Source organism: Pedobacter chinensis (assembly GCF_003339865.1).
In the GTDB taxonomy this organism is placed as follows: Bacteria; Bacteroidota; Bacteroidia; order Sphingobacteriales; family Sphingobacteriaceae; genus Pedobacter; species Pedobacter chinensis.
Map to the genome: position 1 here is coordinate 100,357 of NZ_QPKV01000002.1, position 22,372 is coordinate 122,728.

General features: G+C 35.6%; 19 protein-coding genes and 1 riboswitch. Of the genes, 7 read left to right on the forward strand and 12 right to left on the reverse strand.

Annotation, left to right across the window (positions count from 1 at the left end):
- From kynU to DU508_RS01655, 4 genes are all read right to left on the reverse strand, one after another.
- The gene (kynU, locus tag DU508_RS01640) at window positions 1-1,296 is read right to left on the reverse strand and encodes a kynureninase (protein WP_115401111.1); all 1,296 of its coding nucleotides are present in this window, start codon (window positions 1,294-1,296) and stop codon (window positions 1-3) included.
- A gap of 66 nt (window positions 1,297-1,362) precedes the next feature.
- Entirely contained in the window at window positions 1,363-1,851 is a 489-nt protein-coding gene (locus DU508_RS01645) for a pyridoxamine 5'-phosphate oxidase family protein (protein ID WP_115401112.1), read from the reverse strand.
- Between the two features lie 53 nt (window positions 1,852-1,904).
- Window positions 1,905-2,510 (reverse strand): DNA-3-methyladenine glycosylase, encoded by a 606-nt coding sequence (locus tag DU508_RS01650; RefSeq protein WP_115401113.1) that lies wholly within the window; start codon window positions 2,508-2,510, stop codon window positions 1,905-1,907.
- A 2-nt stretch (window positions 2,511-2,512) separates the two neighbouring features.
- Window positions 2,513-3,001: a GAF domain-containing protein gene (locus tag DU508_RS01655; RefSeq protein WP_115401114.1), complete on the reverse strand. Its 489-nt coding sequence runs from the start codon at window positions 2,999-3,001 to the stop codon at window positions 2,513-2,515.
- A 124-nt stretch (window positions 3,002-3,125) separates the two neighbouring features.
- Between DU508_RS01655 and DU508_RS01660 the strand changes: the two genes are divergently transcribed.
- Window positions 3,126-3,824: a DUF3291 domain-containing protein gene (locus DU508_RS01660; RefSeq protein ID WP_115401115.1), complete on the forward strand. Its 699-nt coding sequence runs from the start codon at window positions 3,126-3,128 to the stop codon at window positions 3,822-3,824.
- A gap of 39 nt (window positions 3,825-3,863) precedes the next feature.
- On the forward strand, window positions 3,864-4,115 hold the full coding sequence (locus DU508_RS01665) for a hypothetical protein (RefSeq protein WP_115401116.1): 252 nt from the start codon (window positions 3,864-3,866) through the stop codon (window positions 4,113-4,115).
- Between the two features lie 367 nt (window positions 4,116-4,482).
- Here the strand turns inward: DU508_RS01665 and DU508_RS01670 are convergent, their stop codons facing one another.
- The 6 genes from DU508_RS01670 to DU508_RS01695 all read right to left on the reverse strand — a co-directional run bounded on the left by DU508_RS01670 (window position 4,483) and on the right by DU508_RS01695 (window position 9,962).
- On the reverse strand, window positions 4,483-4,818 hold the full coding sequence (locus DU508_RS01670) for a Dabb family protein (protein ID WP_115401117.1): 336 nt from the start codon (window positions 4,816-4,818) through the stop codon (window positions 4,483-4,485).
- A 423-nt stretch (window positions 4,819-5,241) separates the two neighbouring features.
- Window positions 5,242-5,739: a YMGG-like glycine zipper-containing protein gene (locus DU508_RS01675; protein WP_115401118.1), complete on the reverse strand. Its 498-nt coding sequence runs from the start codon at window positions 5,737-5,739 to the stop codon at window positions 5,242-5,244.
- Between the two features lie 129 nt (window positions 5,740-5,868).
- Complete coding sequence (locus DU508_RS01680) at window positions 5,869-6,594, reverse strand: Dph6-related ATP pyrophosphatase (protein WP_115401119.1); 726 nt, start codon at window positions 6,592-6,594, stop codon at window positions 5,869-5,871.
- Complete coding sequence (locus tag DU508_RS01685; protein ID WP_115401120.1) at window positions 6,584-7,273, reverse strand: SIR2 family NAD-dependent protein deacylase; 690 nt, start codon at window positions 7,271-7,273, stop codon at window positions 6,584-6,586. The genes DU508_RS01680 and DU508_RS01685 overlap by 11 nt, the downstream gene beginning before the upstream one ends.
- A gap of 87 nt (window positions 7,274-7,360) precedes the next feature.
- The gene (locus tag DU508_RS01690; protein ID WP_115401121.1) at window positions 7,361-7,951 is read right to left on the reverse strand and encodes a DUF6580 family putative transport protein; all 591 of its coding nucleotides are present in this window, start codon (window positions 7,949-7,951) and stop codon (window positions 7,361-7,363) included.
- Between the two features lie 127 nt (window positions 7,952-8,078).
- Window positions 8,079-9,962 carry a TonB-dependent receptor plug domain-containing protein gene (locus tag DU508_RS01695; protein ID WP_115401122.1) on the reverse strand — a complete coding sequence of 628 codons (1,884 nt, stop codon included), beginning with the start codon at window positions 9,960-9,962 and terminating at the stop codon, window positions 8,079-8,081.
- Window positions 9,963-10,058: 96 nt separating this feature from the next.
- Window positions 10,059-10,248: riboswitch (cobalamin riboswitch) on the reverse strand.
- An 84-nt stretch (window positions 10,249-10,332) separates the two neighbouring features.
- On the opposite strand from DU508_RS01695, the gene DU508_RS01700 reads away from it, so the two are divergent.
- A complete protein-coding gene (locus tag DU508_RS01700) occupies window positions 10,333-11,577 on the forward strand; it encodes a serine hydrolase (RefSeq protein ID WP_115401123.1) in 1,245 nt (414 codons plus the stop codon).
- Window positions 11,578-11,748: 171 nt separating this feature from the next.
- Here DU508_RS01700 and DU508_RS01705 read toward each other — a convergent pair whose 3' ends face one another.
- A complete protein-coding gene (locus tag DU508_RS01705; protein ID WP_115401124.1) occupies window positions 11,749-12,627 on the reverse strand; it encodes a polyphosphate kinase 2 family protein in 879 nt (292 codons plus the stop codon).
- 145 nt (window positions 12,628-12,772) lie between these two features.
- Between DU508_RS01705 and DU508_RS01710 the strand changes: the two genes are divergently transcribed.
- Together DU508_RS01710 and DU508_RS01715 are read left to right on the forward strand one after the other, a co-directional pair.
- Window positions 12,773-15,226 (forward strand): transglycosylase domain-containing protein, encoded by a 2,454-nt coding sequence (locus DU508_RS01710; protein WP_115401125.1) that lies wholly within the window; start codon window positions 12,773-12,775, stop codon window positions 15,224-15,226.
- A 163-nt stretch (window positions 15,227-15,389) separates the two neighbouring features.
- Window positions 15,390-18,563, forward strand: a complete 3,174-nt coding sequence (locus DU508_RS01715) for a peptidase MA family metallohydrolase (RefSeq protein WP_115401126.1) — start codon at window positions 15,390-15,392, stop codon at window positions 18,561-18,563.
- Between the two features lie 1,979 nt (window positions 18,564-20,542).
- Here DU508_RS01715 and DU508_RS01725 read toward each other — a convergent pair.
- Window positions 20,543-20,893 carry a GIY-YIG nuclease family protein gene (locus tag DU508_RS01725; protein ID WP_115401128.1) on the reverse strand — a complete coding sequence of 117 codons (351 nt, stop codon included), beginning with the start codon at window positions 20,891-20,893 and terminating at the stop codon, window positions 20,543-20,545.
- Between the two features lie 133 nt (window positions 20,894-21,026).
- Here DU508_RS01725 and DU508_RS01730 point away from each other — a divergent pair, with 133 nt between their 5' ends.
- Window positions 21,027-21,803 (forward strand): XRE family transcriptional regulator, encoded by a 777-nt coding sequence (locus DU508_RS01730; protein WP_115401129.1) that lies wholly within the window; start codon window positions 21,027-21,029, stop codon window positions 21,801-21,803.
- 76 nt (window positions 21,804-21,879) lie between these two features.
- Entirely contained in the window at window positions 21,880-22,332 is a 453-nt protein-coding gene (locus DU508_RS01735) for a hypothetical protein (RefSeq protein WP_115401130.1), read from the forward strand.
- The last annotated feature ends 40 nt before the right edge of the window (window positions 22,333-22,372 follow it).

A 22,372-nucleotide genomic window follows, 5' to 3' on the forward strand; every position in this document is an offset into this window, starting at 1 on the left:
TTAACTTGATTTTAAAATTTTCTTAGTAATAGCAAGTAATGCCTGGCCAGTTAGAAAAACATCTTCAAAAGAATTATAAAGGGGTACTGGACTCAGGCGAATCACATTCGGCTCACGCCAATCACCAAGGATGTGATTCTCCATCAAACCATCAAAAATCTGTTTCCCATTTTGCGATGCAATGATTGATAATTGAGCACCACGACTTGCAGGATCTTGTGGAGTAATGATTGTATATTGATTGGTTCCTAATGATTTATTAACCTCATTTATAGTAAATTCAAGATAATTAGTTAAAGCAATACTTTTATTTCTTAATTTCTCAAAACTTCCAACCTGATTGAATATTTGTAAAGATGCATGATATAATGCCATTGGCATAACCTGCGTACAACTAACCTGCCATCCGTCAGCCCCGCTTTCAGGAATAAATCCTTTTTCCATTTTAAAACGTTTGTTCTCCTGATAACCCCACCAGCCTGCAAAACGATTTAAATCCTGATTGGAAAAATGTTTTTCGTGAACAAATATCCCGCTTATTCCACCAGGACCAGAATTCTGATATTTATAGGAACACCAACAAGCAAAATCGACACCCCAGTCATGCAATTTAACAGGAACATTCCCGGCTGCGTGCGCCAAATCCCACCCAACAATGGCGCCGATTTCATGTCCTGCCTTTGTAATGGCTTCCATATCATACCATTGTCCTGTATAGTAATTTATGCCCCCAAAAAGAACCAGTGCTATTTCGTCTTTATTTTCTTTGATCTTAATGATAATGTCTTCTGTTCGAAGCACATCTTCTCCTTTTCGCGGAAAAACTTCTATAATAGCTTGATCTGGCTCATAACCATGAAATTTTACCTGACTTTCTATTGCATACTGATCTGATGGGAAAGCTCCGCCTTCCATTATGATTTTAAAGCGTTTTCCTTTCGGTTGGTAGAAACTTACCATTAATAGATGGAGGTTAACAGTGAGCGTATTCATCGGGCAAACCTCTACTGGAAGCGCGCCGACAATTGGCGCTATTAGTTTTTTTAGCTCCTTATGATAAAACATCCAGGGTTCATTACCATCGAACCAACCCTCAACTGCATAATTAGCCCAGTTATCCAATTGATGGCTCATAACCTCTTTTGTCACTTTAGGTTGCAAGCCTAAAGAGTTACCACATAGATATATAAAATTTTGATCTTCATGCTTTGGAAATAAAAATTGATTCCTGAAATCTCTTAGTTCGTCGGCTTCATCTTGTCTTTTAGCGAAGGCCAAAGTATTTTCTAAATTCATTACCTCAATATTACAAAAAAAGCAGGTATTGTTTCCAATCCTGCCTAATAAAGAAAGTATTTAAAATTAAAATTTCATGGTATCATGCTTACCCAGATCTGGTGTATCACCAGTAACAACAGCTTTCAACATGCTAAACAATACCACTATTTTTGATGATGAAGCATCCCAATATTCGGCTTCTTCAGGTGTAACTTTAATTAGAATTAACCTGGGATCATCTGCTCCATCGGGAAACCAGGCCTTAATGAAGGGAGAAAAATAAGCTTCCTTTCTTACCTGATCATCTACTAATTCAGCTTTACCTTTTACAGTTAAATAGGTGTTTTTTGATGGATCGCTGTAAGCCAGCAATACATTGTTTTCTTTTGAAATCTCTTTAGATTTTAGTGAATATTCATTTGTAAAAAACCAAATACTACCGTCATCTTCAATTTTAGCGGTGCCCATTGGCCTGCTTCCAAATTCATCACTTGCAGAGAAGGTTGTAAACATACAGGTACGTACACCCTCTGCCATTTCTTTTAAAATTGATATATTCTTTTCGTTTTTCATGCTATTGGATATTTGAATGAAAAACAGCGTGAGGAACGAAATGTTTTGGAAAGCTAAACCTTATTTGGTTTGCTCACATATTTATTTCCCTTAACAAAAAATCGACAGGGCAATAAGGCATGCTCCTGCGCGTAGGCAATCCCCACACGCGGACTGGCCGCAATGGCTTCCTCCGGATAAGAAATCTGATGATCTTCTATCCATATTTCATTACCATTTAAGTTTTTGGAGTTGAAAGAACGGTCAATTCCCAGTGCTTTTGCTGCTGAGCCAGGTCCAGAAGTAATCGCACCCTTCGTAGAAGGCATATTTCTTCTCTCTTCCATGATGTCTTTACCAACAAGGGGTTCGATAGCTCTGATTAGAACAGCATGTGGATCATCAATAACAGAACTTACAACATTAAAAAGATTGTGCATGCCATAGCATAAATATACGTAAGCGACTCCACCCGGAGCATACATGGTTTCTGTGCGATTGGTTCTACGCCCACCATAAGCGTGAGATGCCTTGTCCTTTATTCCAAAATATGCTTCTGTTTCAACGATTATTCCAGCAGAAATCTGCCCGTTAATGTTTGTATAAAGTACCTTTCCTAACAAGTCTTTTGCTAAACTGACCACATCGTCATTTAGGTAATATTCGGGAGATAACTTCAATTTTATTTGATGTATTGATTTACTAAAACAGTTATAACTTTCTCTAAATAAATATGATCTGTTTCATCAAAGTGATTCAGAAATTCACTATCTACATCTAATACTCCAATTGCTTCCCCATCCTTAATCAATGGTAATACTATTTCAGATTTAGAGGCCGATGCACAAGCGATATGTCCTGGAAATTCATCAACATCAGGTACAATCAAGGTTTTCATTTGCGCCCATGATGAGCCGCAGACACCTTTTCCTTTTTTAATTCTTGTACAAGCTACCGGACCTTGAAAAGGACCCAAAACCAATTCATCGTTTTTAACCAAGTAAAAACCAACCCAAAACCAATTGAATTGCTCTTTTAATGCTGCAGCCACATTTGCCATGTTCGCTACAAAATCCGTTTCTCCCATTAGCAAACCTTCAATTTGAGGGATCAAAGATTGATATTGTTCTGCTTTCGTGGTGGTTCTGATGATCATTAAATCTTCTGCCATAAACCAAAGTTAAGGAGGATTTTGTTGATTTTAGGATCAAGACATGATAATGACAAAAATTTGAATGAAGATGATATTTTAATTTCCTTAGTTTTGACATCATTATCAATAGCCATAAACATAAATGATTGCAGCTTTAACCATTACCAAGTTCAGAGGGTATACTATTCCATTTGCTTTTTTAGGAATGGCTATTCTGCGTATTCCATTATGGTTAAATAAAAGATGTCGGTTCTGGAAGCTGATGGGAAGTGGTAAGGATGCTCAGGTAGATTTGGCGCCCGATTTTAGGCATTGGGCTTTACTTACAACATGGGATAACCAAAATGAGTGTAAGGATTTTTACGATAAGTCTTTCGCATTAAAATGGTTCCGTTTTTTTGGAAAAGAAGAATTTACCGTATTACTTAAACCTTTATCTTCACATGGTTTGTGGTCTGGTGTACAGCCATTTATAGTAGATGATAAAAATAATAATACTAATGGAAATATAGCTGTGATTACCAGAGCAGCAATCAGGTTAAATAAAGTAAAAGAATTTAGAAGCAACATAAAACGGGCAGCGAATTCCATGCGGCAAGCCGATGGTTATATTCTTTCAGCAGGTATTGGAGAAAATCCATTTTTAGATCAAGCCACCTTTTCCGTATGGAAGGATGCGGAAAGCATGAAAAATTATGCTTATAAATCAGTTGATCATTCAGATGTGATTAAGCTTACCAGAGCACGCCAATGGTATTCAGAAGAACTATTTGCCCGGTTTGAAATAATAAAAAGCTGGGGCACGTTAAATGGAATTTCAATTACACAAAATTTAAATTAAATAAATAACTATTCAATTATTAAAAAATTAAGCCATAAAATGAGAGTTATAGCAGAACTTCCACATCCAGAATGTAAGATTAGTATATTTCTTATGAACCAGAAATACATTGTGAAATTTGAGCAAGGCACTTTCGAACAAAGCTATAAGCTTGCAGAATTAGATCTGAGTGGAGGTGGTGTAAATGATGTGTTTGAAATCTTAGATGAAGAGTTTATTGCCACTGTGATTGAACGCTTCAAGTCCATGCGCACAGATTTTACATTAGCTTACAAAAGACATCAGTTTTAGTTAATGTAATCATATGTAAGTTATTGATTTATAGTAGTTAATTAACATAAACAAAATTTTATTTTGATAAACTAATGTCTTTTGGTCTTAGCGCTAGTCTACTTATTAATTAATTAATTTATGTAAATTTGATTAAATAACTGATAATTAATTAATTAAATTTCAATACGAAACTTTATTTCGGGTATGTTTTTAACCAAATTATTAGTAAGTAACCTGGTAATTACTCCTAACTCAAAACTTTACCTAATAAACCGTAAATTTTCAAAAACAATAATTGAGCTCGCTTCTTAAGCTTTTAACTAAAGAGTATGTGAGAATTATCGATCAAAAACCTCAACAAGCAGATAAGTTTGCTTTAAGAATTTTAAGAAATTAACGTATCATGAACCACTACTCTGTACCAGTTTTTTGAGAATTTTTCTACAGCATCTAAATGGATCTGATCTTCCTGATAAGCATTATGATCTTCAATACTGTTAAACGTAATTGTGAGTGAATAAGTAAATGAATTATCTGTTACGGAACGTACAGGTGTATTTGCAGCCAACCCATAATGAAGGGATTGAATAAGCTTAATCGGCCTTAAGCTCTCAAAGAAATTTGCAAAATCGATTATCTCAGTTTTTGTAAGTTGAGGCTTTAACCAAAACATAACGAAGTGCTGAATTTGTCCTTTGTGATTATTATTATTCTCTGCCATGGATTTTTGTTTTTCTAAATATAGAATGATTTATTCAGATGTTCAAAGATGTCTTCAAAAGAAAAGCTGTAGCGCAGGGAATATTGCAATGGTCTGTGGGTCACACACCATAGGATAAATGCTTCAGGTGGTTTCTCTCTCAATTGTCATTGCGTTGAGAAATTACGAAGCAATCTATTTTGCTGTAGTAATTGTGTTCTGTATTGGAAAGATTGCTTCACTCCACGAACATATCTGTTCTTCAGTGCTATGATGATTTTTAATCATTGAGATTCATGAACACAAACCCTTTTAACATATTGAACAAAACTGACTTTAAATATTTTCATTTAAAATTAAAGCATAAAAAAAGAGTGTCTTTTGAACACTCTCTTTATAACTTAATTCTTAAAAAGAATAGTTGAATTAAAATTATTTACATAACTAGTTTTTAGGTTGAACGCGGCCAGATTTTTTATCTTCACCTCTACCGATTAAATAGCCACCACCAGCTCCAACCAATCCGCCAATCACGGCACCTCTGCCTTTTTTCTTGTCAATTAAAGCACCGCCCACCGCTCCAGCTGCACCGCCAATCACCGCTCCTTTAGCAGCATCACTCCAGCCTTTTTTCTTAGCGGTTGGTTGTGTACCACCGTATGAACTTGAGTTACTGCCCCCAGAACTTGCATACGACCTGGCAGAACTAGCACCTGCTCTTCTTGCTGCGGCCACTTCAGCCTGATGCTTAGCTTCTTCAGCCTGTTCTTTTTTTACAATTTCAGCTTTTTTGAAGCTATCCAATCTTAAACTATCTTTAACGGCTTTAATTGCCAACTGCTTTTCAGCTTCCTTCTGTTTCAATTCGGCTTCTTCTTTGGCCTTATTATTACAAGCAAACATAACAGAACTTAATGCGATTACTACAAATATCTTTTTCATAACTTTTTGTTTTATGTGAATCTTGCTTTGCTACCTAACCTCGCTTAGCAGGTTTCATTAGGATGTGTTATTTTAGTTAATTATAACTTATAAAGAAAAAATGATGCCAAAGTGTTTTAAAAATTCAAACTAATTTAACAAATCGATATACCAGAACCCTAATGATGATGCTGATGGAAGATCATTTTCTTTATCGCCATCCCCTTCTTTTGGAGCATGATATGTTCGAAAAACCTTATTTCCTAATTTAAATGGGATTGTATTTTTGAAGATTGGTCCTTCAAATGCGAAGGTATGGAACTCACCGTTTTCGCCACAAGGATCAACACCGACAGGAAGTTTTGCAATTAAATCTTTGGTGATTATTTTTCCACAAAGGTGTTCTAAACTTTCTTGTGCGCAAACTATGATTGTTTTATAGTTCAAACTTAAGAATTCATTAATTAAGTGATCAGTATCCTTTTCCCAAAGTGGGAAAATAGCAGTAAGTCCAATTTCATTTAGCTTGGTTTCGCGATAAATGCGAAGATCTTCCAAGAAGATATCGCCAAAAATAGAATGTGTTATTCCTTCTTCTTTAAATTTCGAAAGATGTAAACGCATCGTGTTATCATAAGTTTCCATATCAGGCATTTCCCCCAATCTGATTTGATAAAGTGGAATCCCGATGCTTTGAGCCTGGCTGATCAATAAAGCTTCCCGTACTCCATGCATGGAAACTCTGTTATATTGTTCAGTGACCGTAGTTACCAGATATTTAATTTCAATTGTAGGATCTTGCAAAGCATAATGGAGCGCTAAAGTACTATCCTTTCCTCCGCTCCAGTTAAAAATGCAAGTCTTTTTATTTCTCATCCACAAGAATTTTTTTCAAATCAGCAACGCCCGAAACCGCATTCTTCTCAATGTTTACGATATTATTATATCGCCTAACATCAGGGGTTTTAGGATCGATGATATATTTTGGAGCCATTGACGGTACAAAATCGATTAAACCTGCAGCCGGATATACTGCTAAAGAAGTGCCGATAAGTACGAAAAGATCCGCTTGCTGACATATTTTCGCTGCTACTTCGATCATTGGCACGGCTTCTCCAAACCACACCACATGAGGACGTAATTGAGTGCCCAGTTCACAGAGCTCACCCATTTTAATTTCCGAGCCTTTTATTGGGTAGGTTAAATCTGATTTACGATTTGATTGTGATTTTGTTATAATGCCATGAAGATGGGTAACCTTTGAGGAGCCTGCTCTTTCATGTAAATCATCAATATTTTGAGTGATAATTTCAACATCAAAATTTTTCTCAAGCTCAGCTAAAGTGTAGTGAGCCCTGTTCGGTTCAGCTGCTAAAATCTGTTTTCTTCGTTCGTTATAAAACGCTTGTACCAATTCAGGATTTCTTTCCCAGGCTTCTGGTGTGGCCACATCATAAACATTGTAACCTTCCCATAGTCCATCTGAATCTCTGAAAGTCTTTAATCCACTTTCAGCGCTTATTCCTGCCCCGGTTAAAACCACTAATTTCATCATTCTGGAAAATGTTAAGCATGAAAGATAAAAAAAATCCCCTTTTGAAATGAAACAAAAGGGGATTTTAATGAATTATTTAATTAAATATTAAGCTTTTTGAGCTTGTAATTTTAAAACAGGATACTTCGTTTTCAATATTTCAAAAGCGCCAAATAAAATTGCTCCATATATTAACGTACCTTCTAAAAACCTAATCTCGAATGGAATTGCTCTTTCCAGGCACAACCAAAAACCAGCAAAATTCTGGGGATAAGATGGGTTTTGAAACCACACACCAAAATCAGTTACGATCCAATGGATGAAAACAATTGTTAAAGTTGATGCCAATAAAGTAACAACGTTAATTTTTTGTAATAGTACCCTGCCAGTAAGAACCATTAAGGCAAAAGCAATATAAGTCCAATACCAACCTTCATATAAGAAACCAGTACTGTATTTGCTAAATATTGTTGTGGCTAAGATGAAATCGCTTAAAAATAAACTTAATAATGGAAAGGCAAATGCTTTTAAATTATCTTTAAAATAGGCACCACCAAACAAAGCTACCGCTCCTATTGATGAGAAGTTGGCAAACTTCAACTCATCTGAATTGAAAGTAACCAGCAAGCGAAATCCCGTAATTGCCAATATCATTAACAATAAAATAAGATTACGTGGATTAAATTTTAGGTTTGACATGTTTTTAGTATCAAGAATTGAGTATCAAGTGGCAAGATGAAAGTCTGAGATTTTAAGTTTTAAATTTGAAAAACTGTAATCCTTTTTACCATACATCTTTTACCTTTAGTGCAAAGTTATATTTTTCTTAGCGGATATTAAAACTCACACCTGCATTAAAATTGAAACCTAAACTATTGTAACCTATAATTTCATTGTATTTTTCGTTCAGTATATTCTTGGCATCGAAGAAAATTTTAACGTTCTTTTTAGCTAATGAATATTCAGCGTAAGCATTAAACAACTTGTAACCTGGTAAGGTTTCTACTAAATAATTTGCAAAATTACCATCAGTACGCTCGCCAAAATATCTATAATTTGCACTGAGGTATAAATTGTCAGTCGCCTGGATTCCGGTTGTAATACCGAAGGCATGTTTTGGTCTTCTAAAAAGAAAATCTTCTACCTTGTTATTGATACTATTATATTCATTACCATCAGTAAAAGAATAATAACCGTTAATATTCAACTTCCAAATTTTTATTGCAGGCTCAATTTCAAAACCTTTTACCTTTTGACTTTCCTGATTAATATAACCAACAGCAAAATCATAAATAATGGCATCTGTTAGGTCTCTTTTAAAAGCAGCCCCGCGTAAAGAAAACCGATCATCTGCAAGGCTTAAATTAAAACCTGCTTCATAGTTTTGTGATTGCTCTGGTTTTAAATTTAAATTAGCTCCATATTGCCCAAATAACATACTAAGTGTAGGGATTTTAAATGCAGTAGACACTGTTCCAAATAATTTTAATTCCTTAATCACATTAATACTAGGTGTAATCGTATAGGTATAATTTTCGCCATATTGCTCATGCTTGTTGTAACGGCCGCCAACTTCTAAGTTAAACACGCTTAAATCATGCAGAAATAATGAGCCATATGCCGCAAAGATGTTGGTTTCTGGCTTATTTGCACCAGAAGAAAGTTTCATAACCCTGTTATCTATGCCAACTAATAAATCAAGTTTGTTTCCTAATTTTTGATTATAAAATAAATCAAGCAAACTGATTCTGCCAGATCCTATACTTTCATACGGAAAACCTGCATAACTGCCAAGCGTGTTATTTGAACTGGTTTGGTAGCTATAATTTAAATTGATTTTACCTGTACCGAATTCATATTTTGAATTTACACCACCGCTAAAATTTTTAACAATGGAATGATTTGCGGCAATGCCATCTGTAAATGCACCTTCATCAATTTTATAGTTACCTTCAAAATACCGGATAAAGGGATTAACAGAAAAGTGTTGATCTAATTTTATCCCAAAACTGGCATTAACTCCATCTGTTTTGAAGCCATCTTTATCAAATTCATCTGAATTGCCGGCCGGATTTGCAGCCTCAGATATACCATCAGTTTTATGGTGAGTATAATTAACATTATAAGTAAATCCATCTACACTGCCGTTTAACCCGATAGTACCTTTATAGGTTTCGTAACTACCGGCGCTGGCCACGCCATATATTGTATTACCTTTTGGCCCACCTTTTTTGGTAATGATATTGATCACACCGGCAATTGCATCAGAACCATAGATTGTAGATTGACCACCACGTAAAATTTCGATATGATCAATCTGGTCAATAGAAAACAACCGCAAATCAAATGCGCCACCGTTTCCTGATGGATCATTTTGAACAATGCCATCAATTAGCACCACAGCGTAAGCACTTCCGGCACCTCTGAAAAATACAGATTTATTTACCCCCGGATTACTACCCGAACCTGCAACGATGATGCCTACTTGTTCACTAATTAGCTCTGGCAAAGATTTTCCGTGGCTACGCTCTAAAGTTTCGCGACTGATAATGCTTACCACTTTACCAGTTTGCGACTGTTTTTGGTCATTTTTAGTAGCAGAAATTACAACATCCTTAAGCTTTAAGGTATCTTGTGCTTTAGCTGATTGATTAATCGATAATTGCACAAGTCCTAGACCTGCGGCAATTAAAATTTTTGTTTTGTTCATTTGATTGTGAGTTTTGCTCACAGCCAACAGATAGAAAAGGAAATGAAAATACGAACACGCTAAGTATCTCAATCCAAGCTTCAATCCCCGAAAGCTATGAAATTATACGCTAAGGCAGGTCTTCTGACTTACTCCCGATTTTTAGCCTTCCCATTCGAACCAGATTGAACAGTGGCATAGATTTAAAAATCAATATAGAGCTTACAGCTGCGGGACAGTTTTGGAATTACACCAAATTCCCTTTTAATTTCGTGGCAACACGAAAACCAAAGCGTGGCAAAATTAGTAAAATAAAGCAAGTTGTAAAATGAATGATGAGAAACTACTTTTTTAATTCAAAAGTTTAACTTTAAAAATCAAATCCAAAATAATGAGAACCCTGTTATCTCTACTCTTTTTAATGAATAGTTTTTCCTTAATGGCGCAAAAAACTGATACAACGTTCCTAAAGAAGCTGATGGAATCAAAGCCAGAATTATTTGGTTCTGTCCTCAATCATCCAGAGCAGAACCAGATCCAGATTTTATACACCCAAATTACCCGCAATGCCCAAAACAAACCAAGTTTTAAGAGTTATAGTTACCATTTAGATCCTCATCATTATTTCTATCCGGCCAGTACAGTAAAACTTGCGGCAGTAATATTTGCATTGGAGAAAGTTAATCGATTAAGAAGTACAGGTTTAACGACAAAGAGCACAATGATTACCGACAGTGCCTACAAAGGACAAACCAGGGTTTTAACGGATACAAGTGCTAAAAATGGCTTACCATCAGTAGCACATTACATTAAGAAGATTTTGCTTACCAGTGACAATGATGCATTTAACAGATTATTTGAATTTATAGGTCGTTCGGAAATCAACGAGAAATTGAAAAAGTATGGTTTTAAAGATAGCAGGATATTGAACCGGTTGGCCATTGGCGATGCCGGCGAAACTGCAAAACACACTAATCCCATCCGGTTTTATAATGATGATCACTTGGTTTACGATCAAAAAGCTCAATATGATCCAAAAGAGTACAATCTGGAATTGACCAACCTGGTTATGGGCAAAGGTTATCTGGATAGCGCAGACAAATTAGTGAACAAACCTTTCAGCTTAGCAAACAAAAATGCATTTGCCATTAATGATCAGCATCATTTGATGCAAAAACTTATTTTTCCGGAAGCCTTCCCTGCAAACGAAAGATTTAATCTTACTGCCGATGATTACAAGTTGATTTATACTTATATGAGCAAGTATCCAACAGAAAGTGATTACCCAAAATATGATGCAAAAGAATTTTGGCCAACTTATGCCAAGATGCTTTATTATGGCAGAGAGAAAAATGTTGTTCCTGATTCAAATATTAGAATATTTAATAAATACGGTGATAGTTACGGTTATATTATTGATAACTCATACTTTGTAGATTTTAAAAATGGAATAGAATATTTTCTTACCGCAGTTGTACAGAGCAATGAAGACGGAATCTTCAATGACAACAAATATGAGTATGAAACCGTATGTTATCCATTTATGAAAAACCTGGGCAGAACCATTTATGAGTTTGAATTAAATCGTAAAAAAAGAAAACCTGATTTAAGTAAGTTTGAAATGAATTACAGATAAGTGTTATGCCGCCACATCTTGCTGAGCTTGTTTTAGCATCTTTTGCGCCAGGCGCTTATACCATTAAAAGGTCCTTAAATAAATTACTTCGTAGCTTTCCGCTTCGCTACAGGTCAGGATGACGGCCATTTATGCATGGTTTTTAAGTTTCAGCAATCCTTTCAAAAAACTCTACTCGCTCAATAATAATGTTTTGGTTTCCAGTAATTTATCACGTTCTGCTTTATCCAAAACCGGGAATTTTAAATTCAGGCTTTCTAATTTATCAGCGATAATTTCACTAATCGCTAATCTGGCAAACCATTTTTTATCTGCCGGAATAATATGCCAGGGAGCGTTTTTTGTGCTGGTTTCGTTAATGGCATCTTCATAAGCTTTCATGTACTTATCCCATAAAGCTCTTTCTTTAACATCTCCTAATGAGAATTTCCAGTTTTTTGCCGGGTCCTCTACCCGATCTAAAAAACGTTGTTTCTGCTCATCCTTACTCACGTTTAAAAAGAATTTAAGAATAACGGTTCCGTTGGCGGTTAAATGTTCTTCAAAATTCCGGATGCTTTGATAACGTTGTTTCCAAAAATCTTTATTAATTTTTTTTACCTCATCAAAGCCAGGTATGTTTTCACTTAAAATGTATTCCGGATGTACTTTGCAAACCAACACATTTTCATAATGTGACCGGTTATGAATTCCGATTCGGCCACGTTCGGGTAGCGCCTTAAAGTGTCGCCACAAAAAATCATGCTTATACTCTTCAGAAGTAGGAACTTTAAAACTAAATACCTGGCAGCCCTGAGGATTTAATCCACTCATTACATGTTCTATGGCACTATCCTTACCTGCTGCATCCATTGCCTGAAAAATAATCAATAGTGAATGGGTTGCAGAGGCATACAGCTTTTCCTGTAAATTGCTGATCTTTATTTTAGCTTGCACTAATGCGTCTTTTGCTTTCTCCTTATTATATCCACCTGTGAAATCAGTTTTGGCACCTTTAATAGAAAATTTTTTATCGCCCTGTACAATTAGCTCCTTAAATTCGTTTTTCATACTTATGCATTGTTGTTAGATTAATTACGGCATCAATATTTTAAATATAGTACTAAAAAATTAGTAAATTAAATACGTTAATTTACGTATAGAGTTTTTTATATTTAACGCCTACAGCATTTACCAAAACATCAGCTCATTTAATATGTTCAAAGAGATAAAAAACAAGTACTTACGTTATTTTACAATAGTTTTATTTTTTATAATAATTTTCTTTTCTGCACTTCAACTCAATTTTTTATGGTTGTTTGGTTATTCTCCCAGCTACAGAGATATTCAAACACCAACCCTGAGAGTAGGCTCAGAATTGTATACATCTGATGGAAAATTAATTGGTCGTTACTTTAAAGAGAACCGTACGCCTGTTAGTTTTAACGAGATTGCGCCTGGTGTAATTAATGCTTTAGTAGCTACGGAAGACGTTAGGTTTTACAAGCATTGGGGAATTGATGTACAGGCAGTGGGCCGTGCTGTTATTGGCTTAGGTAAAGATGGTGGGGCCAGTACCATTACCCAACAATTAGCAAAAAATTTATATAGAACACGATACAACAAATCTCAGGGTTTATTAGTTAAAATTCCGTTGGTAAGAACCTTAATTGTAAAGCTTAAGGAGTGGTTAACAGCTGTTAAACTGGAATCTAATTATTCTAAAAACGATATTATAACCATGTATTTAAATACGGTATCGTTTGGAAATAACACTTATGGAATAAAAACTGCGAGTCGAATTTACTTCGATAAAGAGACTAAAGACCTTGAAACGGCTGATGCAGCAATGCTTGTTGGAATGCTTAAAGGAACAACACTATATAATCCTACCAAAAATCCTGAAAAAGCTTTGGAACGCAGAAATGTTGTATTAAGTCAAATGAATAAATACAAATATTTGAGTAAAGACAGCCTAACCATTCTTTCGAAGGAACCGATTAAATTAAAAGAAGGAAAAATGGAGGATGGAAGTGATGGCGACTCTTACTTAAGGGCAGCTGTTGCTAAATATTTAGAGAAATGGTGTACGGATAACGGTTATGACTTATATGAAGATGGATTGAAAATATATACAACCATCGATTCAAAACTTCAAAAATACGCGGAAGAGGCTGTTGCTGATCAAATGAAAACATTGCAACGTCGATTTTATAGTGTTTGGGGCAATGAAGATCCCTGGTACGATTCTGAAAAGAAAAAAGTAAATTACCCAGACCGGGCAATGAAAAATTTGCCGATATATGGTTTACTTCAAAAAAAATTCCCTAATAATCCAGATTCAATTACTGCTTATTTTAATAAGAAGAAAAGGATGCAGATTTTTACTTATAAAGGAGATCGCGATACCCTATTTTCTACATTAGATTCTATTCGTTATTATGGAAAAATATTGAACACTGGCATGATGACAATGGAACCCGCCAGTGGAAAAATTAAAGTATGGGTTGGTGGGATTGACCACAAGTTTTTTAAATATGACCATGTAAATCAGGCAAAACGCCAGGCAGGTTCAACATTTAAGCCTTTCGCTTATCTTACCGCATTAGAGCAAGGAATGAGTCCTTGTGATAAATTTATAGATAAACCTGTAAAGATTGAATATCAAAACAAAGGCGAAACCAAATATTGGGAACCCAAAAATGCTGATTATAGTGTTTCTTATCGTGAAATGAGTTTGCGCTGGGCAATGGCCAAATCAGTAAACACCATTACGGCTCAGCTTACTGAAAAGGTAGGTTGGGACAATGTGGTAAAATACGCCCATGAATGTGGCATTGATAGTCATTTGGAATCAGTTCCATCTGTTAGCCTCGGCTCTAATGACGTGACAGTTTATGAGATGGTTAAAGCCTACTCTACCTTTATGAATAAAGGGATAAAAACAGATCCTATTCTGGTAGAAAAAATTACCGATCAGGATAATAACATCATTGACGAATTTAAACCTAAAACCAAAAGAGTTCTCTCAGAAGAGATTGCCTGGTTAATGACCTACATGTTTCGCGGTGGAATGGAAGAACCTGGAGGAACATCACAGGCATTATGGGAATGGCCAAATCTTTTTAAGAAAAACAACCAGATTGGTGGTAAAACAGGAACTTCTTCAGATTATGTTGATGCCTGGTATATGGGGCTTACCAAAGACCTTGTAACCGGGGTTTGGGTAGGTTGTGATGAAAGAACTGCTCATTTTAAAAATGGAGAACAAGGCGAGGGATCGAGAACCGCCTTGCCGATTTTTGCTAAATTTATGGAGAAAATATATTTAGATCCTTCTTCGGGATATACCTACGGCCCATTTCCAAAAGCAACTGTTAATATCGACAGGCCCTATAACTGTCCGAGTCCGCAAATTATTCGCGATACAACTTCTACCGATAGTGTAATTGTAGATTCAATGGATTTTGAAATTCCTGAGATTCCTGAAATAGCACAACCAGTAACTCCAACCGAACAAGAAGTTAAAAAAGAAGAAAAGAAACCAGAACCGATTCAAAATCAACAAACTCCTACTGTGCCTTTAACAAAAAAAGAAGAGCGTGAGTTGAGGAGAAAACAAAGACAAGAAGAACGTGAAAGGAAAAAGAATGAAAATAATGGCAATTAAATTAAGACACTGAAATAATCGTGTTTACTACGTATTCCCGATTTAATTCCTCTAAAAAGTGTTAAATTTTAAATAGTGTTTTAAAGTATTGCTATTTTTATTTTTCAAAATCCTGTACATTTTAATTTGCAAATTATTGAAAACAATTACTAACCACACATATATGAAAATAGGCGCTACACTTACCAGGCAATACCTTACTATATTGCTTTTGCTTATTATTTCTTTTTCTGCGCAGGCTCAATATTTCGGGCAAAACAAAGTCAGGTATAAAAAACTTGATTTTAAAGTTTTGCAAACACCGCATTTTGAAATTTATTATTATCTAAAAAATGATAATATGCTTAAACGGTTCTCTCAGGATGCGGAAACCTGGTATAAAATGCACCAGGAAGTGTTTAGAGATACTTTTTTAACTAAGAATCCAATTATTCTATATAATAACCATCCAGATTTTCAACAAACAACGGCACTTCAGGGAGAAATTGGAATTGGAACAGGCGGTGTAACTGAAGCATTAAAAAACAGGGTAATTATGCCCGTTATGGAGTTGAACAGTCAAACCCGTCATGTTTTAGGACATGAATTGGTACATGCATTTCAATATCACATTTTATTGGAAAAAGATTCCATTAGTCTTGAAAACATAGGTCAAACACCGTTATGGATGGTTGAGGGAATGGCTGAATACTTATCCATCGGTAAAAAAGATGCATTTACTTCTATGTGGATGCGTGATGCCATGCTTAACAGAGATATTCCTTCGCTAAAAGATCTTACTAATTCCAATAAATACTTTCCATATCGATACGGACAAGCATTTTGGACTTATATCGGTTCACAATATGGAGATACCACTATAGTTCCGTTATTTAAAAATACAGCCAAATATGGTTATGAAAATGCGATAAGATATACCTTCGGCTATGACGACAAAACGTTATCTGGTTTATGGAAAAATTCGATTGATGCGCATTATAAACCCATGTTAAAAGCAGATAGTTCACAAATCAGGATTACCGGAACCAAGATTATAGATAATAAGAATGCAGGGAATATGAACGTTGCCCCTGCCCTTAGTCCAGATGGAAAATATGTAGCTTTCATGTCGGAAAAAGACCTTTTTGGAATTGACCTCTTTTTAGCAGATGCAAAAACAGGAAGAATTATAAGGAAACTAAGTAGTCAGATTTCAAACGGGCACATCGACGATTTTAACTTTATAGAATCTGCAGGTGCATGGTCACCGGATAGTAAACAATTTGCTTTCAGTATTTTTAGTCGGGGCAGAAATCAAATGATGATTATTAACGTGGCAAACGGCAGTACGGTCTCTCGAACACCTATGGATCAGGTGCAGCAATTTGGAAATTTAACATGGTCACCAAATGGAAAAGACATTGCATTTTCAGGAATGGTTGAGGGTCAGAGTGACATTTTTTCATACAATCTGGACACTAAGGAAATTACCCAAATCACTAATGATGTGTATTCAGACTATGCACCAAGTTATTCTCCAGATGGGAAAAAAATAGTTTTCTCATCAGATAGAGCTGCCATTCAGGCAAACAGCATCAATGCCGTATATCCGATTAACCTGGCCGTTTATGATATTGCAAGCAAAACGGTAAGCAATCTGGATGTTTTTCCAGGTGCCAATAACTTAAACGCTCAATTTTCTGCGAATAGCCAAAACATTTATTTTCTATCCAATAGAGATGGTTTTCGAAATTTATACAAGTACAATTTTGAAGATAACACCGTTGATCAGTTAACTGATTATTTTACAGGTATTAGTGGCATTACAGAGTTTTCTCCTGCAATTTCTGTTTCAGCCACTGACGATATTGTGTATAGTTATTATCGTTATCAACGCTATACACTTTACAATGCCCAATTAAGTAGTTTTAAAGCTAAAAGAGTAGGCAATCAGGAAGAGAATTTTGATGCGGCCATCTTACCACCGATGGAAAACCATGGCGTAAACATTATTAATTCCAACCTTAATAACTTTGATCGGTTTGAAAAAATTATTGCCGATTCGATGAAGACTGTTCCTTACAAACCAAAATTCAGGTTAGATTATTTAGCCAATAGCGGTGTTGGTGTATCTACTAGTCGGTTTGGTACCGGTGTTTCTGGTGGTATTGTTGGAATGTTCAGCGATATTTTAGGCACCAATCAAATAATAGCTAATATTTCTGTTAATGGTGAAATTTATGATGCTGGTGGTTTGGTGGGCTATATTAACCAGAAAAGCAGAATTAACTGGGGGGCAGCAATTTCTCATATCCCTTATGTTTCAGGCTTTAGCTCTTATGGTTATGAAAAGCTTCCTGCTGATAATAATACAACAATAGATGCCCTAAGTGAAAGAACAGATATCATTAGAACTTTTGAGGATCAGGTTCAACTTTTTGGGGCCTACCCTTTCAGTAAGATTCACCGGTTTGAAGTTGGAGGTGCATTTTCGCATTATAGTTATCGAATTGATCGTTACAGCAACTATTATAATACAGCTGGTTACTACATTGGATCAGATAGAAAAAGGATCACCAATGATCAGGCGACACTGGATTATGGAGTTCCTTTCAATTCATTTACCCTTTATCAGTTAAACGCGGGCTTTGTTGGCGATAACTCTATATTCGGCCTAACTGGTCCATTAGATGGTTTTAGATACAGAGTTAGTGGTGAAAAATATTTTGGAACATACAATTTTGCCGGGGCTACTGTCGATTTAAGAAAATATTGGAGAGCAAAGCCAGTAACAATTGCAGCAAGATCTTACAATACATTTAGAATTGGAAAAGATGCCGACCGATTATATCCAATGTATGTGGGCTATCCGTACCTGATCAGAGGCTATGAATCTAATTCGATTTACAGAACGACTTCATCACAATCATCAGAATCATTTGATATTAATCAGCTAACCGGAAGTAAAATAGCCGTTTTTAATTTCGAACTGAGGTTACCTTTTACCGGGCCGAAGAAGCTAACTGCAATTCCATCAAAATTCTTATTTAGCGATTTGAATTTATTTTTTGATGCTGGTTTAGCCTGGACGAATGACACAAAAGTGAAGTTTAAAAGTGAACCAACTTATACTACAGAAGTTGTTCGCGATGCGAATGGACAACCGGTTCTTGATAGCCAGGGAAGACAAGTTACTTATCAATCGACAAATGAGAGAGTACCTGCTATGAGCGTTGGGGTTTCTTTAAGAGTAAACATATTTGGATACTTTGTATTGGAGCCTTATTATGCTATTCCATTTCAACGTAAAGATGTTAAAGGTGGAGTTTTCGGATTGACCTTTGCTCCGGGATGGTAAAGGATTATAAAACACAAGCAGATTAAAGGCTTATTTTGTTAATGAGCTTTTAATAATTCTTCTGAGCAAAAGCGTTTCCATTCGCTTATTGCTCAGAAGAAAACCAACGAAATGAGCAAGTACACATTTAAAAAAGCTAACAACAATTCTTAAAGAGACTTGTCTTTGGCACACGGTTTAGAGGGTGTTTGAAAACCCACCAAACGTTCCTATGGAACGAAACAATTTGGTTAACTCTTTAGTTACCTGGCATACGTCCCGATGGGACGATTTTAATTGTGTGTTTTTAAGCATAAGCCCTCTTTTGTGTTCACCAGAAGGAAATCAAATGATCCACCATATCAATAACCGTCATTGCCTTTGGTTAATCAAAGGCAGTTTGTTGTTTATTTAATGTGGTTATCAATATGGTAATGTGTGCTTATGAAGAACTAAAAATGAGATAAGTAACATTTTAATAAAGATAGAATGAACTTTCGTCATTGCAAGGAGGAACGACGAAGCTATCTATTTTGCTATAGTGCTCTTAGTTGCATCATTGGAAAGATTGCTTCACACCACTTCACAAGGTCCTGCTTCAGTTCGCAATGACGAGCGATTCAAACTATTGAAGTTTTGCTGATCTATTGGCCCTTGAAACTTTGCAAATTGTAGCTGATGTTGACTTACGAAGTTTGGTTGAATTGTGGCTTGGAGAACTTCGTCAGTCTGATCATTATGATTGTTTTTTTCTACCTCACAATCTGTTTTTGCCATACATATAAAAAAAATATAAGGCAGATAGCTAAGGTGTTCTTAAATATCTTAGGTGGTTCAATCCCCAAAACGCCATTGAAAGAAAGAACGACAAAGCGATCTTTTTAGCTGCTATAATCTTCGATACTAGAAAGATTGCTTCACACCACTTCACAAGGTCCCGCTTCAGTTCCCAATGACGAGCGTCCAAACTATTGATTTATGCTGAGCCATTGGCCCTTGAAACTTTGCAAATTGTAGCCGATGTTGACTTACGAAGTTTGGTTGAATTGTGGCTTGGAGAACTTCCTCAGTCTGATCATTAATTGTTTTTTACTACCTCACAATCTGTTTTTGCCATACATATAAAAAAAAATACAAAGCAGATATAAGGTGTTCTTAAATATCTTAGGTGGTTCAATCCCTAAAACGCCATTGAAATAAAGAACGACAAAGCGATCTATTTAGCTGCTATAATCTTCGATACTAGAAAGATTGCTTCACACCACTTCACAAGGTCCTGCTTCAGTTCGCAATGACGAGCGTTTCAAACTATTGAAGTTTGCTGATCCATTGGCCCTTGAAACTTTGCAAATTGTAGCCGATGTTGACTTACGAAGTTTGGTTGAATTGTGGCGCTTGGAGAACTTCGTCAGTCTCATCATTAATTGTCTTTTACTACCTCACAATCCGCCTTTGCCATACATATAAAAAAAATACAAAGCAGATAGCTAAGGTGTTCTTAAATATCTTAGGTTGTTCAATCACCAAAACACCATTGAAAGAAAGAATGACAAAGCAATCTTTTAGCTGCTATAATCTTCGATACTAGAAAGATTGCTTCACACCACTTCACAAGGTCCCGCTTCAGTTCGCAATGACGAGCGCTTCAAACTATTGAAGTTTTGCTGATCCATTGGCCCTTGAAACTTTTGCAAATTGTAGCCGATGTTGACTTACGAAGTTTGGTTGAATTGTGGCTTGGAGAACTTCGTCAGTCTGATCATTATGATTGTTTTTTTCTACCTCACAATCTGTTTTTGCCATACATATAAAAAAAATATAAGGCAGATAGCTAAGATGTTCTTAAATATCTTAGGTGGTTCAATCTCCAAAACGCCATTGAAATAAAGAACGACAAAGCGATCTTTTTTGATGTCATAACCCCAGTAGCGGTATAGAAAAATCGCTTCACTCCTGCTCACAACTCATCCCTTCCATTCACAAATGACAATGTTGATTTTTTAAGATAAACTGGTAAAAGCAAGTTTTACCTGATTCGTCATATTTCTATGTAAAAGAATATTTTCAAAGTCTAAGCCAATAGTCAAATCAATCCAATCCGGATTACAAGATCTAACCAGTCTTTCTTTCTGCATACGCGTAAAACGACTGATAACCTTAAATCTTGCCAGAGCCTGAGGTTCAGTTTTAAACTCTTCAAAGTAAACTAAGCGTGTTAGCTGCTTTCCATTATCAAAAAATAAGTTTGGCATCTGCTTATAAAAATCCAATGTTTTAATTAAATCAGAACTCATACCTATGTGCATGCTGGTGCGATTTCTGTCGGTAACGATGTAAACAAACTTTTTCATAATAAACGAATTAAAAATTAAAACTAAACTATTTAGTATACCCTCTTGCAAATCAAAATAATATTACTAACTTTATGAGCATAAAATTACTAACTATTTTAGTAATTCCAAATTTATTTTAAAATTTATTTTTATGTCGAATATTTCAAATAATTTAAAGTACCTCAGGAAGAAAAAAGGCCATACACAGCAGAATTTCGCTGATATTATGGAAATTAAGAGATCACTTATCGGAGCTTATGAAGAAGACCGTGCTGAACCAAAATATGATTTACTAAAAAAAATAGCAGAATATTTCGATTTAACCATTGATGAATTCATTAATGAAAAGATAACAGATAGCTGGAAGCCCAAACCAAAAAGCTCTGGTTCTAATTTAAGAGTGCTCAGTATTTCTGTAGATCAGAATGACAGAGAAAATATTGAATTGGTTCCGGTTAAAGCAAGTGCTGGGTATCTGAATGGTTTCTCCGATCCTCAATATATTAGCGAACTTCCAAAATTTCAGCTTCCACTTCCCGCCTTGAGGCAGGGTACTTTTCGTGCTTTTGAGATTATGGGTGACAGTATGTTGCCAGTTCAGCCGGGCAGCGTAATTATAGGTGAGTATTTGGATAACTGGAATGAGGTAAAAACAGGCGAAACCTATATAATAATCAGCAAAAATGAAGGAGTGGTTTACAAAAGAGCTGGAAATCGCTTTAAAGAAAATAAAGATTTGAAATTGATTTCAGACAATAAAGTTTATGATCCTTATACTATTGCAGCTGATGATATTTTAGAAATTTGGAGAGCTAAAGCATATATATCTACATCACTGCCTGAACCCGCACCAGATCCAACAATGGAAACATTGACACAAATGATGGCGCAAATGCAGAAATCAATTTCGCAGTTAAATAAAAATTAACACTTTTTAACGTATGTGCGATTAAACTGTTTAGCTTTTCTCCTATCTATTAGAACAAACACATAAAAAAATAGACATGAAAAAAGCGATTTTAACAATAGCGATTGCAGTAATGGGTTTAAGTGCTGCATTTGCTCAAGACACTACTAAAAGAATGAGAAAGTCAATGCCAAAAATGACTGCTGAACAAAGGGCAGAAAAGGCAACGGCAAGGTTGGAAAAGCAATTAAGCTTAACGGCCGATCAAAAAACTAAAATTTACGCCATTGAATTAGAGAACGCAAAAAAAATAGATACCTGGAGATCTGCTGACAAAGGCGATATTAAAGGCAAAATGAAAGAGCGTAAAGCAGCAATGGATGAGCAGAAAACTAAGATTGACGGGATTTTGACTGCCGAGCAAAAGACCAAAATGGAAGCTTTTCGTGCTGAAGCCAAAGAAAAGGCAGGAAAAATGAGAAAAGGATGGGATCGTGGTGGTAGAAAAGACAAAGCCCCTGCCGTGTCAACTCCACCAGCACAAGGCTAAATTAAACTTAAGGTTAAATAATATTCGATATTTTTGAAAG